This is a genomic window from Vibrio sp. DW001, from assembly GCF_029016285.1.
Lineage (GTDB): Bacteria > Pseudomonadota > Gammaproteobacteria > Enterobacterales > Vibrionaceae > Vibrio.
The window spans coordinates 2,160,785-2,179,288 of sequence record NZ_CP091975.1 but is presented as its reverse complement, the minus strand read 5'-3'; the positions used below and the strand labels follow the sequence as shown (position 1 = coordinate 2,179,288).

At 43.8% G+C, this 18,504-nt stretch carries 5 protein-coding genes; 4 read left to right on the top strand and 1 reads right to left on the bottom strand.

The window, feature by feature from the left end; translation table 11 throughout:
* The first annotated feature begins 520 nt into the window (after positions 1 to 520).
* Genes L3V77_RS09905 through L3V77_RS09895 form a run of 3 tightly spaced genes read left to right on the top strand, consistent with a single transcriptional unit; the run spans position 521 to position 5,731 of the window.
* Positions 521 to 2,197 (top strand): ABC transporter transmembrane domain-containing protein, encoded by a 1,677-nt coding sequence (locus L3V77_RS09905; RefSeq protein ID WP_275133998.1) that lies wholly within the window; start codon positions 521 to 523, stop codon positions 2,195 to 2,197.
* Positions 2,194 to 4,425: an ABC transporter transmembrane domain-containing protein gene (locus L3V77_RS09900; RefSeq protein ID WP_195706357.1), complete on the top strand. Its 2,232-nt coding sequence runs from the start codon at positions 2,194 to 2,196 to the stop codon at positions 4,423 to 4,425. The genes L3V77_RS09905 and L3V77_RS09900 overlap by 4 nt, the downstream gene beginning before the upstream one ends.
* Positions 4,418 to 5,731: an HlyD family type I secretion periplasmic adaptor subunit gene (locus tag L3V77_RS09895; RefSeq protein WP_195706358.1), complete on the top strand. Its 1,314-nt coding sequence runs from the start codon at positions 4,418 to 4,420 to the stop codon at positions 5,729 to 5,731. The genes L3V77_RS09900 and L3V77_RS09895 overlap by 8 nt, the downstream gene beginning before the upstream one ends.
* Positions 5,732 to 5,911: 180 nt before the next feature.
* On the opposite strand, the gene L3V77_RS09890 is transcribed toward L3V77_RS09895, so the two are convergent.
* On the bottom strand, positions 5,912 to 15,322 hold the full coding sequence (locus L3V77_RS09890; RefSeq protein ID WP_275133997.1) for a VCBS domain-containing protein: 9,411 nt from the start codon (positions 15,320 to 15,322) through the stop codon (positions 5,912 to 5,914).
* Positions 15,323 to 15,499: 177 nt separating this feature from the next.
* Here L3V77_RS09890 and L3V77_RS09885 point away from each other — a divergent pair, with 177 nt between their 5' ends.
* Complete coding sequence (locus L3V77_RS09885) at positions 15,500 to 18,358, top strand: HD domain-containing phosphohydrolase (protein ID WP_275133996.1); 2,859 nt, start codon at positions 15,500 to 15,502, stop codon at positions 18,356 to 18,358.
* Positions 18,359 to 18,504 lie beyond the last annotated feature (146 nt).

Sequence of the window (18,504 nt, the reverse complement as noted above, 5' to 3'; positions counted from 1 at the left end):
TATTTCTACTTAGGACGACATTGTCGTTATTTTTAGAACCGAGTGTAACTAAGTGATCGTAAAGTCAGATTTTTTGTATTACGAGTTCTTAAAATATGGACATTGTCACGTGGACACTGTCCAGCTATTAAGAAGGCTAACTAGCGTCTAGTGATGTGGTGGCTATTCAGATTTTAAAGTAGGTCACACGTACAGCGCTTCCTCAGTATTATCTCTTTAATGTATAACGTCTTCAATTTACAAAGGCACTTGTGTAGTGTCGAGTTTTACAAAAGTAGCAGTATTGGTGCCTTTGCCACATGGAGTGATATTACAGGTAGTTAAGAGATCATCTACTGGGATACTACGACTCAATTTAGTTAAGTTGACAGTACCTTTTTCTAGCTAAATATTAAATCCAGACAACAATCCGAATATTGATTTACTGGAGGATTAAAAAATACGTGAAATCAGTTCGTTACCTTGCAATACTTAGGTTTATGTACCAATCTTATTTTATAAGTATGGATAAGGATTGTGTATGCCCGTCAGTTCAGTAAAAAACAAAGGGGTAGTAGGACAAGTTCTACTGCCTTCTTTGCTCATCAATTTACTCTCTCTCGCCGTTCCTCTAACGGTACTTCAAATCTATGACCGTATTTTACCTAACCAAAGTTATGGAACCGCGACTCTACTTTTAGCGGGTGCGACTCTGGCTGTTGCAATGGAAGCACTCATTAGGTTTGTACGAACTTGGCTTCTTTCTGCTGCTGCCAGTAATACAGAAAAAGCGACGTATCAAACCTTGGTTGAAAGGGTAACCACCGCTTCATCAAACCATATTCGCCATCTGGGTATTGGTGGTGTAGAAGAGGGGCTCGGCTCCGTATCAAAAGTCAAAGATTGGTATTCAGGTGGTATTATCGCTGGTTTTATTGATCTACCTTTTGCATTGATCTTTTTAGGTTTGGTGGCTTACATCGGCGGTGAGCTGGTAGCGATACCTTTGGTAGTTTGGCTAATTACACTCGGTATTGTTTGGCTATCTTCTATTCGCGTTAAAAGCCTAAGTGAAGAAGCGTCTCAAGATGAGCAGGAGCGAAAAGCGTTTTTGATTTTGCTGAGCCAAACAGTTCAAGGAATCAAGCGACAGGCCGTCGAGTCTCGAATCTTTAATCAGTTTAAGTTCCTCAACAATGTTCGTTCTCAATCCAAAGCAAGAGAAGAAGAACAGAATGCGTTCGCACAAGAATGTATTCAGCTTGCTGCCTTAGCGACTTCAGTGTTGCTCGTGATTACCGGCAGTTTATGGGTGTTGGATGGCCAGTTGACCACAGGTGGACTGGCGGCATGTTCCATTTTATCGGGTAGGGCCGTTGCACCGTTAAGTGCTCTGGTTGGCGTCCGAATTAAGCTCAATTCAATACACAGTGCTAATCAAGCAATAGAAAAGTTGAGTGACAAGTCGGTTACTGTACATCCTGTCTCCAAGCCATCGACTTTTACCCATACCACTCCTGATCAACTTCAAGCAACGCTTACCGATTTTGAAACTTTGGAGATTAAACAAGCAACGGTTGAAAGGTACAGTGCACTAGGACAAGTGGACTTGATGTTGAATAAAGGCGAGCTGGTTCTTCTGGAAAGTGAAGACCGTCATATTAACAGCCATCTACTATCATCGATTGCAGGTATTGATGATCTGACTGCGGGTGAGTGCTTCATTAACGGGGAATCCGTTTCAATTGCATCCGTAACCAACATTGCAGCCTATTGTGGCGTTAAAGGACAATTGGTGTCGGGCACTATACTCGACAACTTGTGTGGCTTTGATCCCGAGAGGACACAAAGCGCCAATGACTATGCAAAGCGTCTTGGTTTAACCAAAGAAATTACCCGTTTACCGGATGGGTTAGAAACTCAAATTGGCCATACGAGTGCTTCTTTATTGAGTATGGGGAATGTGAAAATGCTCAATATCGCGACTCAGCTAGCAAGTGACAAGCCCGTCATTATGCTAGAAAGGCCTGACTCTTCGTTAGATTTAGATGCCCTCGGGAACCTAGTTAAGGTGTTGGAGCAAGAAGTCTCGGCAGGACGAACCATACTGATGGTCAGTTACTATTCGAAACTTCGCGAGTTAGCTAACCGAATCATTACAGTGGAAAGTCGAGCCATTACGGTCAAAAGTGAAAGTAATCAGGAGGCCGTAGTATGAATAGTTTAGATGCTAACAACCGTTCAAATACGAGCAACCGCCCAGATACGAGCGGGCGACAAGAGATGATGAACCATTTAGAAACCGAGAGCCTTTCTGTTCTTAAGCAATTGGAAGTGAACGCAAATATCCAATTGTTTGCACATCAATGGGTCGATGAAAATGGCATAGAATCGATTGACGATATGTTTGCCTTGTTCGATAGGTTAGCACTGCCATACCGCCTAGTTGCCGACTTAGACGAAGTCGGTGACCACAAATTATTGTTATTGGTACTGAGTGAGAATGAGTTGGTCTTAGGTCATTTTGAATCAAAACAGTTTATTGCTTCGGACTCCACTGACGATATTACGAATTCCCCCCAGTTTTGTATCGTTGTAGAAGGTCCGCCATTAGAAAAGGGGTCTCCTGATTGGGTTGGCGAAAGGTTACATGCGTTTCGCCCAATCATTCCTAAGTTACTGCTGGTCAGTTTTGTCACCAACTTGTTTGCATTAACTGTTCCATTTATCACTATGTCGATTTATGACCACGTGATTGGCGGTGACGCGGCGCATGAGTTGCAAGGTATCGCCATTGGCGCGTCTTTGTTGTTTGTGATGATGGGTTGGCTAAGAACATTGCGCAGCCGAGTGTTTGCTTCAGTTTCGAACCGAGTGAGTCGTGAGATATCCCAATCCTTAGTGCAACGTTTGCTTCGAAATAGCTACGCTCAAAATCAGCAAACGGCATCTTCTAGTCAACAGAATCAGGTGATGTTGTCAGAGCGTATTTCGGGTGTGTTATCTGGTCCACTAGGCAATGCTCTTTTTGACCTGCCATTCATTCTTATTTTTGTGTTAGCGATTGGCATTTTAGGAGGTTGGTTAGTTTTAGTACCCATCATATCTTTGATTCTTTATTACTTATTGGCAAAACGGTCGATACGTTCAAGCAGCAAGCGTTCAATGCAATCGACAGTCGCGGGTACTAATCGTCAAAACATGACTAATGAGCTGTCATCCAAACTCGCCTTTATCCGCAGTGCTGGTTTTTCTCAACATTGGATTCAACGTTTCAAAAAAGCTAACCTCCTCGCGTCAACGGTGACGTTTAACCAGTCGGTTTTACAGAGCCGATACACCTCCATTTATTATTTTATTGGTGTGGGTTCAACCTTAGCGGTGATGGGATTAGGGATAGGGCTGATTTTCGAACAAGTTATGACTCCCGGTGGTCTTATCGCGTCCATGATGTTGATATCCAAAGTGACAGGTCCGGCTCAAATGTTGGCGAACAGTGCGATGCGCTTTAATAGCTTTAATCAATCCAAACTACAGGTGAACCGTATCCTTTCTCAACCTTCTGAGCGAGAATTTAGCTATCAGCATCACCCGTTGTCATCGGTAGCGCCTAGTTTGAAGTTAGAGCAAGTAACTTTGCGTTATCCCAAGCAAAGTCGCCCGGCATTGAACGGAGTGAGCTTTGAGATCGAAGCGGGAGAGGTTGTTGCTATTACCGGGCCTTCTGGTAGTGGTAAGTCTACGTTGATTGAAGTGTTGTCAGGCTTACAGCCTATTCAAAATGGTATGGTTGAGCTTGATGGCGTTAACCTTGTTCAATACGACCCGCAACTTTACCGCCACTGGTGTTTGATTCGAGCTGCTTATCCGGATTTATTGACGTTGAGTATACGAGAGTGGCTAAACGACGGGCATAAAGTCGAAGAACAGAGAATGATTTCTGCAATTGATATGGTTGGAGGGAAACGCTGGTTCAACACACTACCAAATGGGTTAGATACTTCCATTAGTAGCATCCAACCGGATAGCATTTTTGATATGTTGTCAGGTAGCGTTGCGCAGATCCTCATTGATGCAAAAGCTCTGGTTTATGATTACCCAATGTTCTTAATGGATAATCCAGTGCCAGACTCACATCCAAACGCCAAGCGTATCTTTGGTGAGTTTGTGCTATCGAAAAAAGGAAAGGCAACGGTGGTCTACACCTCACACGATCCGGATTTAATCAAACTTGCCGATAAAGTGGTGGTTCTAAATGAAGGTGCAGTCGTTTATGCTGGGCCTTTAGAACCAGAGCCGCCGCAAGAACCACAAAAGCCTCAAGAATCACAGGAGCCCCAAGAAAAAACTCAAGTTCAGCAGTCATCTATTCAAGACCCGTTAGCTCAACAGCATGCTGCTTCTCAGGAACAATCACAGTCTAAGCAAGGAGTCGCTAATGGCTAAACAACCTATTGAACAGGGCAAGCGCTACGGTGAACTTGTTGAATCGCAAAATACGGCTCGTACTTTGACTTTGGCGACGTGGTCGGTTGCCTTATGTGTTATTGCTTTTGCTACTTGGTCTATGGTCACTCAAGTTGATGAAATTGCCAAAGCCAAAGGAGCTGTGATTCCTGAAGGCGAGAAGCAAGTATTACAAAGTGCAATCGGTGGCAAGTTAAAACAAATCTTAGTGAAAGAAGGTCAATTGGTTGAGAAAGGTCAGCCTCTTGTTGAGTTTGATGCGACCTTTCAACGTACCGCTCTTGAAGAACTCAAATCTCAACAAGTGACGCTTCTAGCCAGTGTTGAACGCATGAATGCTTTGCTTGAGCAACGAGAGCCCAACCTTGCGGAGTTTGAAGTAGATTACCCAGAGATTGTTAGCCAACAAAAGGCGCAGTTGAATGCGCAAAAAGCACTCTATTTCCAAAAGCGAGTGGTGCTTGAGAAAGAGAGCGAGGAAATTGCAGAGCAGCTTCGTAGCGTAGAAAAGACCTTGCCGAGTTATGAGAAAGAGTTGAATGCGACTAAGCAAGAGTTGAATATATTAGAAAAGGGCTACAAAACGGGTAATATTTCACGGTTACGGGTGCTTGAAATGCGCCAGAAGTTGGCAAGTATCGAGCAAAAAATTGAAGAAGCTCGTGGTAAGAAGTCGGTATTGATTAGACAAGCTGACAGTAATGATCAAAAAATCATACAGCTTCTTGCGGAGGCGAAAGCTAAAGTGAGCGATGATCGTTCTAAAGCCGTATCTGACTTATCAGCCCTGAACGCGAGAGTACGCTCAAGCCAAGCAAAATTGACCAACACCATGTTGGTGTCGCCGCTACAAGGTTTGGTGCAAAGCCTGCCAAGCACACGAAACGGTGGTGTTATTCAGCCGGGTGGGACCGTGGTAGAGATCGTCCCTGTTGGTGGTAAAGCTGACTTTAAAGCCCGTTTGTCGCCAAGAGATATTGGTTTTGTGAGTGTAGGGCAGCCGACTCGAATCAAGATTGATGCGTTTGATTACAGCCGCTTTGGGGCATTAAAAGGAGCGGTAGAGAGTATTTCGCCAACCACAAGTCAAAGTGAACGCGGTGAAATCTATTATGAAGTAGTCGTCTCGGTGGATGTCCCATATTTCCGTGATAATCCGGAGAGCTTTTCTATCTTGCCAGGTATGACGGGCGAGGTAGATATCACCACTGGTGAGAAATCTGTATTCCAGTATCTATGGAAACCGATTTACACGAACGTGAGTGTCGCGTTTGGTGAGAGGTAATCCCTATAAAGAGTAGCTGGATAGTCAACGAATAAGAAAGTAGAAAAGTATAAAAGGGAGCACATCATGTGTTCCCTTTTTGGTTTTTATATTCTCTGTTTTGTATGTTGTTTTTGATTAGAGTTTAAGCGGTAAGTTGCAAGCACTAAGCGTTAGGTAATAAGTACTTGATATTTTTAGTTATGAGTTAGGATCTATCTCCGGTAACCCATCGATATCGTGGTGGTGATGCTCATCATCTTGGTTATGGTTGACGTTCGCATCATGGTGTTCAAGCGCATCTGACATATCCAAGTGCGCTTGGTCATGTGTCGTTGCATCTTGTTGGTCGACTTGTGCAAGTACGATGTCCATGTCCGCAGGTTGATCGTGAACAGTTGTCGATGTCGGATCGGGCTTAATACCTAGAGCATCCAGATAAGCTGCAGCGCCATGGTGGCTGGTTTTTTGATCGGGTTCTTGGTGAGCATGCTGGGTTAAATCCAGATAACTGTCATCACTTTGGGTGGTAGTCAAGTCCGCTTGGGAAGCCATGTCTGGCTCGTCATGTAGTACCGGAGGTGGTGGCGGTGGAGCTGGGTGTGAAGCATGTGCGATAGGAGTGATTGTCATATCAACCACCTCGGTACCAATATTTAGTTTGCCGCTATTCCCCGGGCCGTGACTCAGTATCTGAATGTTGACATGCGCGACAACTTCATCTTGATTCGAACCTTGTAAGGCAACTTCGAACTTGTCTTCATGTTGACCAATGCCAGAAGCACTGCCATGTGGCCCTGTGTGAACATTTGCTTGTTCTTGATAATGTAAATCACCGGTTTGAGGGTCAATGGTTAGTGTTCCATATTGCCCATGATGACTGGTCACATACTGTCCATTCGGTAGATGGATTCTCCAACCGTGTTGTGTGGTGGGTACTGGTGTTAAAGACGGCAATTGTGGTGGTATGCCAAGCGTGGCAAACACTTGATGACTTCCTGATGGCGGCTTGACCACGATTGGCTCAGGTATGGCACTTGCAGCAAAACCTTGGTTACCTGCGGTATTTCCGTGTTCGTCAGTCATGGTCGCCTGTACTTGAGAACCCGGACGAACTTCAATTTGTAACCCATGCTGTAGGCTGTGAGCATCTAATACATGGTCTTGTCCATTAACGACAAGGTGCTCGCCAATTTTTGCGTCACCAGGAGGCGTAATTGTTGCTGTGATAGTATTTGGGTGTCCGTGAGCAATTTCAGTTTTGCTGTATAAGTTGTCAGCTCCTGCGTTTTCAAAAGTAATAGTAGGGAGTTTAACCTGAGTGTCGACTTGATAAACAACATCTGTGGTGGCGTGAGCGCTGTTACCTGCGCTATCTGTTACCGCGATTGACGCTTCAATTTTTTGGTCAGCATCTGCAGTTAACTCGCTACCAGGAACGGCAATGGAATAGTGTCCTTGTGAGTCTACAGCGCCAGTATGTTGTGCCCCATTGACGTTCAAAGTAACAATGTCACCGACATTAAAATCACCAGAAACAACCCCTGTGATATCAACAGATGAATTGGATTCTTGAGCGTTAATTACATTATCAGCGGTAATTGGATCGGTCTGAATAGCGACATGTATTTGCGTATCAACGGTGAAAACTTGTGAACCTGTGGTTGCACTCCCCACATTTCCGACCGCATCGGTAGTTTGTATTGTTGCTTCAATAGAGTGTATTGGTGCAGCCTGACCACTTGCATAACTAGTATGAATATTAGCATGCTCCAACACTCTGCCATCAACTGGAATTGAGAAGTGTCCGCTAACGTCAATAGTGCCCGTGAGAGACAGAATATTCGCCCCGTTTATTTTCAGGCTTACTGTATCTCCTACCTGATAATCGCCAGTCACCGTCCCTGTTATCGGAATGCCTTGACCCGATTCAAGGGCATTAAGCACGTTATCTTGTGTAACTGAATCGACGGTTATATGTGGAAGAGGGTTCTGTGTATCGACCAATAAATGAGTTGAAATACGAGGCGTTGAATTGCCAGCAGTATCTACGGTTCCTACTTGTATTGGGTAGTCGAGATCGGACGCCATGATGTTTTGGTGGACAGATGCACTAAGGGTCAGTGACCATGAACCATCCGATTTTACGGTCGCGTCATAAAAATGATTATTACCAACGACAACATACACGACATCACCAGGGGCGATGTTGGAGGTTGTTCCTGTTATCACTAGCGGTTGATTATTCTCAGCAGCATTTAGCGCATTATCTTGCGATATCGGATTCACAGTCACCGTGCCAGGGCTCGTATCTAAGGTAAAACTAAAGTAAGTCGCTGGAGATAAATTGCCTGCGATATCCGTTTGTCTTACCTGCAGGTTGTTTACACCTTCTACTGGGTTAAATACGGCAGTCCAAGTGTGTCCGCCATCATTTGAATACTCTACTTTTGCGCCCGCCTCCGTTTGAATTGAAAGCTGAGAGTCTTTAGTGATTAAGTCTGGGGTGTTGACGGAGTGTGGCCCAGTGTCGTTGCGCAATGAGACAGTCGGCGCGGTAATTGTATTGTCGAGGGTGAAAGTCAGTGAAGTATTGGTCGACACATTTCCTGCTGTGTCAGTTTGTCTCATACTAACGGTATTTGAACCTTGTTGTGGCGTAAAGCTCGATGTCCATGTATGCCCGTTGTCAGTGGAATACTCAACCGTTGCGCCTGCTTCTTGTCCGCCAATAGTTAGTGCACCATCACTGGTGATTAAATCGGAGTTATCACTTCCCGTATCATGGGTTAATCCAATGGTAAGCGGCGCAACCACAGTATCAACATGTACAGAAAGTAGTGACGATGTTGCAGGTTGCACTGATGAAGGAGCCAATGCTTTGGCAGATAGATTATGAGCGCCATCCGTTAAGTTGCTGACCACTGCACTGTATTGACCCGATGTGTCAGATACTGCGTGTCCAACTGGCGTGGAACCATCGTAAATAGTGACCAGTGAATAGGGAATGTCAGTGTGTCCCGTTATTGTTGGCGTTGTCTCTTTGGTGACGTTATCCGTATCTGATTTACCTGTATCATTCGGTGTTGCTAAATCTACTGTAACTCCATTGTTTGGTGGCGTGTTTGTTCCAGTAGGTAAGCTTGGTTGAGTTGTAGTAATCAGCGGATTAACAGGCACCGTTGTTGAAATCGTTGGTTGTTGTCCGGGGACAACGGAAACATGACCATTGGTATCAAAAGTAATGAACTTCGATGATTCGCCACCATGATTGTCAGCCACCTTTACTTCAAATACATCGGTTCCGTGATACGTGTGTGTAGCTGAGTTATAAGTCATCCCTGCTACCGAAGAGTTTGCCGTGTACACATAGGTACCGGAATCCGGATCGACAGAGAGCGAACCAAATTGCCCTGTTGAACTGACGACAGAGAAAGTATGTGTATCTTTAACGTCAACATCGGTGTCAGTGAGGGTTCCCGTTGTCGGGGTGGTTTGGGTAACGGATAGTATAGGGTCATCATTAGTACCAACGACGGTTATGACTATTTGGTGTTTATCTCCTCCGCGAGAAACCACTTCATATGTAACTTGATGTTTTTCGCCTTCAGCAAGTCTATTTAAATTGTTGTTCGGAACCGAGTAAGTCCAGTCGCCGGCTCGGCCAATACTCAAATCACCGCCAAATTGGTCACTCACCGCATGTACATTTCGGTTGGCGACGAATTCACTTTCCCCTGAGTCAGGGTCGGAAACAATTAGTACTCCCGATACTGCCACAGTATGTTGAGAGTCACCTTGAACGTGGACATCCTCTTTTACCGATCCGGTATCGTTTACTGAAAATACAGCGGTATCATTGACTGCTGTTAATGTGGTACTTGCGCCTGTGTGTGCTACACCGCTATGTCCATCGATGACGTCATAAGAAAAATGCACCTGCCCGTTATAGTTAGTATCGGGGTGGAAGTTAAATGTCCCATCTTTGTTATCAACAATGACGCCGTGATCAGCGACTAAGTTGGTTATGTTTAAGTGCCCTATGTCGTTGTGATCGATGTCTGTAGCATTTGAAAGAAGATCGGACTTGTTTAGCTGAATATCGGTATCTTCTATTCCTGGTGCTAATTTAACTTGCGCTGAAACTACTGGTGCATCGTTGGTTCCCTGAACGGTTACGGTGAGCAGTTGGCTGGCAGTACCATCTAAGGAATGAACAGTGTGAGTTTCGGTAAATGATTCACCGGCACCGAGTTTTTGTACTTCATCTATGGAGTTATCAATGGTGTAGTTCCATCTGCCATTAGCGCTGATTTTGAACTGTCCATGGTGTGCAGTATTGACGGTTTCCGCTTGTAGATAAGATTGATCATGGTCAGGGTCCATCACTTGTAAACGCCCGCCAGCATAGAGGTTCGTGGTGCTCGCTGGAACAAAATGTTCTTCAATAACAGATTGATTAGCAGGCAATAAATTTGGCATCGATACATGAATACTCGCGTTGCTATCTTCACCGGTTACTTTAACCATCACCGTCAGAGTTTGCCCATCTGACGTTTTTATCTCATAAGGGAATTCTTTCGATTCGCCAGCATGTAAACTTGCAACAAGGTCATCAGCGTGGCGGTTTAATGCGCCTTGTAATCTAAATTGGTATGAACCATCAGGCCAAACAGTTAGATCACCAGGGGCATACCCTTGCCCTATGTATTGTCCACTAAATACAAACTGGGTATTATCACCAGTATCTGGATCGACTAATTGTAATCTGCCACCATAGCCGTGTTGTGCGCTATTAAGTGCTTGTGTTTCTGTCATCTGAATAACGTTGGAAGCAAGCGTGGCTTTATCGTCTGTGCCGACCATGGTTATGGTGGCAATGGCAGGGGTTTGCCCACCATGATTATCATCAATCATGTAATGGACAACGACATCGGATTTCTCACCATCTCCTAGGTGCTGAAATACTTGAGCATGGCTATCAATGATCAACGAATGACCATCGCTCGCTATTATGACACCTTGAGGTAACTTGCCAGTACTGCCTTCAAATGAAGCCTGTATCTGACTAATAGATAAGACATCACCATCAACATCAGTGGCACCTGCAAGTAAATTTATAGTATGGTGCGTATCTGTGTCTTCTGTTACAGAATCAACAATAGGAACATTATCAGGGTTATCGTTGATCGCGCCTAGTGAGGTGATTGCTCCTGTATGGGTCACTCCACCATGTGCATCCCTAACATCATATGAAAAGTGGACATTACCGTTGTAATTTTTCTCCGGTGTAAATGAAAAGCTACCATCTGAATTAATTGCAATTGAACCATGATCAGCATGCAAATTTTCTATAGTAAGTAGCCCAGCATCGTTGTTATCGACATCGACAGTATTTTGCAGCAATTGTGCGATAGTGATGGTTTGGCGGGTATCTTCTGTGCCGGTGTTAAGTTGTACTTCTGATGAACAATACGGGCGGTCATTACTGCCATGAATTGTGATAACAATGTTATGAGTTGTACCGTCCGCTGACTTGATTGTGACTGTATCGGTTAGGTTTTGTCCCTGACCGAGTTTATCAATTGCTCTACCCGTTGAATCTTGGCCTATTGAAGCGTAATAGCTCCAATCACCGTTTTCTTGCAATATCACCTGACCATAATTTCCGTGGTAAATACCATTTTGGGCGTGGGCTTCACCACTATCGGCATCGTGGATATTAAGGTGGCCCTTGGTATGGATCTGATCATTCCATAATTTGCCAGTATTGTGATGCTGATGATCGGGCGATCGATCGTTCACCCTCGAACCAGACATACTGCCGTCTGGCGCCGTAAAAGTGTGTCCTTCATGCACATCACCAGTATCTGTCCCTGTAATTTTTGCGGCGTCGCTAACGGCATCTATGTGAAGAGTATTCGTCGCTTTCTGTGAGTCTACATGACCATCATTGACGGTGTACTTAAACTGAACATCACCATTGAAATCTTGCGCGGGGACGAATTGAAGTTTACTGATGTCTGCGGTGGCAATGCTCTGACCTGATGAGATGTCATGCCCGTCAAGAACAAACTTACCTTGTGCCGCTGGTGGTAGCTCTGTAATTGAAATCGAGTGCAACGTGTCTCCGGTGTCGACATCGGTGAACCCAAATTGACTTGCCTGCATTTGATAATGTGTATCTTCTGTTCCGTTGCTGAGAACGACTTTATTCACCGTTGGAACGTCGTTGGTTCCGATGACATCAATATGCAGATCGTAAGCAGTCCCATCATAACTATGAACACGATACACCACCGTTTCAGTCTGTCCTTGATCAAGGTGTTGTAGAGCCGCGTTGTCAACGCTATAACCCCAATTTCCGGCGCTGTCGATTCGCAACATGCCACCAAATGGATCGTGAATAGAGGTTTCACCAAACTGACTGTATTGGAATTTATTTTCACCGCTGTCGGGGTCAATGACTTGAAGTTGTCCATTTGCCAGCTCTGTAGTGATGCCGTTGTTGTGAGTGGCATGCGTGCCATCTTCAGTCACGCTTCCTGTTGTCACCTCAGTAATAATTGCTTGATCTGGAGTACCAGTAATCGTTGTATTTGCACCAGTATGAGTGGTGCCACTATGTGCATCGACGACATCATAGGTAAAATGGATGTTACCGTTGTAATTATGGTGGGGAGTAAAAGTGAAAGTACCGTCGTGATTATCCCGTATTGAACCATGATCGGCATGAAGGTTAGCGACAGAAAGTTTACCGGCATCGTTTGCATCAACATCTACGCTATTCGAAAGCAGTTCACTGGTTGTGATGGTCTGAGTTAAGTCTTCTTTCCCTGAATTTAGTTGTACTTCTGAAGAGCAATAGGGACGGTCATTGCTACCGTTTATGGTAATTACAATATCGTGCGTAGTGCCATCTATAGAGTGGACAGTGATGGCGTCAGTTAATATTTCACCTTCACCAAGTTGGTCGATAGCCGTCCCTCTGGTTGTTGGTCTTCCACCAATATGACTGACACTGCCTGCGTCAGCAACGTAATGCCAACTGCCATCCGTGTTTAGAATTAAATCACCGTAAGTACCGTGATAGTTATAAGCATTAGTATGAGCAGCAAAACCTTGCTCCCCCGTGTCAGGGTCAATCACTGTTAATTGACCATCGGCATATAAAACACTATTTCCCAGTGTTGCTATCCCCGGGTGAGCAAAATCGGGTGACATATTATCACCCGCTGTTTTTTCAATGACAGAACCCGTATCCACACCACCAATAATGGCGGCATCACTAGTACCAGTAATAGTAATCGTCAGGTTTTCTGTTGAGCTGCTGTTGTGCTCATCAGTGACTGTGACTGGAATCGTAAGGGTTTGAGTTTGTTTATCTGCCAGATGTTGGTAGGTACTATTCGAAGGATCAAAGCTGTAGCTACCGTCTTTATTTAAGGTCAATCCATCTACAGAATTTGCTACTGAATAAGTTAACTGGGCACCATGATCGATATCTGTGCCGACCATTTGACCTTGGAGTAATTGCCCATCTTCGGTAACCGAGTGCGATTGCGCAGCAATAGTTGGTTTATCGTTTGTGCCATGGACTGATAGTTCTATAGTGTGTGTTGTTCCATCAACAGATCGAATGACAACTGAGTCTTGTTTTACTTCACCCTCGGCAAGGTTTTGGATATTACGATTGTCTAGTGTGTAGGTGTAATGGCCATCTCGCATAAGCAATATGTGCCCACCTAATTTGGTGTCATAGCCAATACCTTGAATGGTTTGTGGACCAATATTTGAGTCAAATTGTGCTTCACCCACATCGGGGTCTTGAATATTTAGCTGACCGTCATAATGCAGTTGATAATGGGGGTCTATGTAGCCTCGGTCTTCGGTGACACCTCTTACAACACTACTAGTTTCTGTATCCGTGATAGTTGCAGTATTGTTTGTTCCATTGATCGTAATGGATACTTGATGCGGTGTACCATCAGCAGAGTGAATCGTTATTGTATCGGTTGTTGTTGAGCCGTTGCCTAACGCCTGAACGGTTGGGTTAGTGTTATCTAAATAATAAGTCCATGTGCCATTGTCGTTTAGGTGCAGAGTTCCTAGCGCGCCAGGAATATCGGTGTTAGAGAAGTGCGCTTCGTTAGTGTCGATATCAGAAATAGTCAGTGTGCCGCTGGTGCTTTGCTGGAGGGTTTCTTTAACAATGCCAGATGACGAACCTCCGATCATTGCTTTGTCATTTGCTCCATTGATGTTAATGACAATTTGATGAGGAGTGCCATCTACAGAGTGCACAGTAATGGTATCAGTAGCGGTTTTCCCTTTAGATAAGGCTTGCACTTGCGGGTTGTTATTGTCTAAATCGTAGCTCCAAGAGCCTCCTTCGGTAAGGTGGAGATTGCCAAACAAGCCAACCAAATCACCCGCTTGAAAATGGCTTTGTCCTGAATCAGCATCGGTTACATTAAGTTGTCCCATTGCCTGAATGTGACCATCTTCAATGATTAAACCAGAATCCTTCCCTGTGATCACTGCATTGTCATCGGTTCCACATATTACCATCTGCAGTGTTTGTGGAGTGCCATCGATGGTATGGACGGTAAAGCTTTCTATCGCGTGATCTGGGTTAGTAAGTGCTTGAATTGTAGATTGTGAGTTATTAACGTTGTACTGCCAGTGACCTTGTTTATCAATGGTAAAAACACCGAATTTTCCAACAAGGGTTTCAGCTTGAAGCCCACTTTCATTTTGGTCAGGATCGAGAACATCTATTTTTCCGTTGGTGGTCAGGAAGCCTTGAGAGTTAACCTGTTTGTCTTCGGTGACCGCGCCTGACAAATCACCAAAAATCGCCGGCGTATCTTCCTTACCTGCAACGGGTACTTGAACAATTACCTTAGCACCATTTGAAAGGTGAAGCGTAAAGCTATCGGTTCCTGTTTGATGGTTTTGCAGCAGAATGTATTCCGGCGAATTTGGGGTAAGGGTAAATGTATACCCGCCATTCGCATCCACTTTGAGGCTGCCATAAATACCTTGTATCGTTTCTGTTTTGAATACAATTGGGTCTACTGCGTGAATTGGCGGCTGAGGTGCATTAGTTAGTGGTGACTGCGTGTCGTGAGGTGCCGAGACCGAGTTTAGTGAAGCAATAGTCGTTGCAGGAATATGGTGTACTTGAGGGTGAGAATGCTCTGCCAAGTGATGCGAAGAGTGAGCCGTGGATGAGGCTGGTTTCGCTGTTGCTTCACTCTTAACTTGCTCGGTGACGTGATGAGAAGTCTCGTGCTGAGCTGAAGCGGTATCATTGGCTGTATTATCTAACGTGTTAGCGGGTGTTGTGACATCAGTATCGTCAGATATTGATGGAACGACTGAATGCTCACTAGTGCTAGTGAGCACTTCATTTTCAGAAGCTCGCGCGAGTGATGGCAAAATTAATATCAATTGTTGTAGGATCGGCACATTAACATTGAGCGTGGAGAATAATCTTACTTTTTTTTTCTTGTTTTTTCCTCGTCGCTGCACTGTTGATACGTTAAGTTGTTTCTTGGTACGCACACCTGAATCAATTGTATTTTTACCTTTATTCTTCATATTCATTTAACCCATAAATAATGTAACAGCATGGGTTTAATTTAAGTACAACACTAGGGGTTCCGCTAGCTAATTGAATAACTTTTAAGGAAAAAACAGCGAAAGTAAGATGAAATGCTGCCGACTCAATCAATTGCAACTATTCTAAATTTATCTCTAAGAATAAATAGGCCTTGATATTAGATGAAGAATACACGTAGGACATTCCCTATTCATGTTCATATTACCACTGTGATTATTATGATCGTTGTTATGGTCTCCGGCGTTCAAATTTGGTTAACCAATAAAGGATTAACGGACGTCATCTTTGAAGCCAATGGAAATGTATTTCATAGGATCGCGGCTCAAACACGAAGTCAAATGAGCGCGCATTATGGTGCGGCTTTTACCGCAGTTGGAACGTTTTCAAAGGGTAGTATCGTTGAAGCTCAAACAGCCGAAAGCCGCGAAAACTCGCTACCAGAAATTGCTCATTTGCTTACTGAATATACGCATATCACCTCGTATTCTATTTATTATCCAGATGGTGATGTTTTTTTCGTGATGCGGGTGAAAGATAGTGAGATGAGAAAACGTATGGGGTTGCGAGAAGAGACCATTTTTGTCGTCACTCATCGAAGATCTAATTTTGTTCGTATTAAAGGCTTCAATTCGTCGTTAGTTTTCACCGAACACGTTGGCGCTTCAAAAACTGAGTTATTTAACAAACAACACCCATTTCAAAATGCGGTGCAAGATAAAAACCTAATTTCAGAACCAAAATTGCTTAGAGGCGTCAATGAAGCGGGTATCGCTATTTATCGAGCGAGTAATAACGGAGCGGTTGTTGCTGCGGAAGTGTTGCTTGCAGGTTTACGCGATTCGTTAACCGATACGCTAACCAACAAATCGTCGATACGAGTGCTTTACGACGATTCCAAGACGGTTTTTGCTTATAGCGATGCTTCTCGCTCTGAACTTTCGTCTCATGCGTCGTTATCGAACTTAGAAAAATTTGAGAACCCTTTAGTTCCATTCGCTATTGATCAATATCGCCGCGATGGAAAGTTAGGGCTATTCGAGTTTGATAATGAGCGTTGGTTCGGTGAAATTATTACGCTAAAACCGCTTAACAGTGATCATGTTCATTTGCTAATGGCGGCAAAAGCCTCAGAGTTGTTTGATCAAGGAGGACTAATTAAACGGCAGACACTATTTGGCTCACTATTGGTTTTTGCTCTGATGTTACCTGTTATTTACTTAGCTTCTCGCTCTATTTCTAAACCAATTAAAATGGCGACGAAAAAAGCGAAAGAGATTGAGAGTTTTAATTTTTCAACTCCGATTGACTCACAAAGCTACATAAAAGAGATTCAAGATCTCAATAACGCTCAAGCCGCCACTCAAAACACCATTAGCCGATTTATTTCTTTAACACATAACATCGCACACGAAGAAAACTTAGAGGCGCTGCTAGAGCTAGTTTGTCGCGATACGATTAACGCAGCAGAAGCCAATGGGGTTTTTCTTTATTTATTGGACACAGAGAACAAATGCTTAGTACCTAAATACGTTTGGTGGGAAGGGGCAACAGAAGGCGATATAAGTCGAACATTAGACGCGAAGGTGCCTGTTGCTGAGTCAGGCCAATTTATTCGTCAGATATTCATTGAAAAGAAACACCATATATTTCAAGCTAACGAACTTCCAAATTTGGATATTGATTGGAAGGATAATCAAACAAGTCAGGTTGTCGCTATACCGTTAAAAGACCGTGAAGGAGTTGTGATTGGATCATTTGGTGTGTTGTATGACGATGGCAAAGCGCAGGCTCAGTACGAACGATTTGCTGACTATTTAGACTCGTTACTCGGTTTTTCATCGGTTACAATTGAAACGCACTCTATGATGGCTGCCCAGCAAGCGCTTTTGGATTCATTTATTAAAGTGATTGCTGGGTCATTAGATAAAAAGTCCCCTTATACAGGTAATCATTGTCAACGGGTTCCAATACTAACAGAGTTGTTAACTCGCGCGGCTCAGGAGTCTACATTACCGCCATTTGACCACTTTTCGCTCAATTTGAAAGAGTGGCAAGAATTGAAAATGGCGAGTTGGTTACATGATTGCGGAAAAATCACGACTCCTGAACACGTGGTCGACAAAGCTACCAAACTGGAAGCGATCTATAACCGAATCCACGAAGTAAGAATGCGCTTCGAGGTTATCAAACGCGATGAAGAAATCACGATGTTGACGTCTTTGGTGCAATCGTACCCAGCCGGATGGCGAGAGCAACTAATAGAAAAATGTGACCAGTTAAATCAAGATTTTGAATTTGTAGCTCGACTTAATATTGGTACAGAGTTTGTCACACAATCAGATCTGGATAGGTTAAATGAAATTGCATCTCGAACCTGGACTAGAACCTTGAGTAAACAACTTGGTATCTCATCAGTAGAAATGAAACAGCACACTGTAAGTGATGAATATCCAACTGAAGAGAAATTACTGAGTGATCGATCCGAGCATCTTATTGATTGGGATGGAGAGCATATACCTGATGATAGGTTCACAATGAAGCCGACTCAGTATCAAGCGAATAGGGGAGAAATATATAACTTAGGCATTCAACGCGGCACATTAACGGAAGAAGAACGGTTTATCATCAACGATCACATTGTTCAAACCATCCATATTTTGGAATCATTACCTTTTCCACAACATATGCGAAATGTGGCAAAAATTGCAGGAGGCCACCATGAGAAGATGAATGGTGAAGGCTATCCTATGGGGCTGATGGGCTCTGAGATGCTGATGACGGCAAAAGTGATGGCTATTGCCGATATTTTTGAAGCACTCACCAGTTCAGACCGCCCATACAAAAAAGCAAAAACACTGTCTGAGTCGATCAAAATAATGAGTTTTATGGCGAAAGATGAACATATTGATTCTGATCTGTTCGCATTGTTTGTAAGTTCAGGGGTTTATAAACGTTTTGCTGATGAGTACTTACAGCCAGAGCAAATTGATGACGTAGATATTAGCGCGTATCTAACATGATGTTTACGTTGAAAGCCTGTTCTCGTTTACGAGAGCAGGCTTTTTTATAATTTATAGGTACTAATATTTGTTGCGATTGGGGTTCTCTATATTGGTATTGGTCAATACGGTTCATTTATTTCTGGTCTTCAGACGATACATATTCA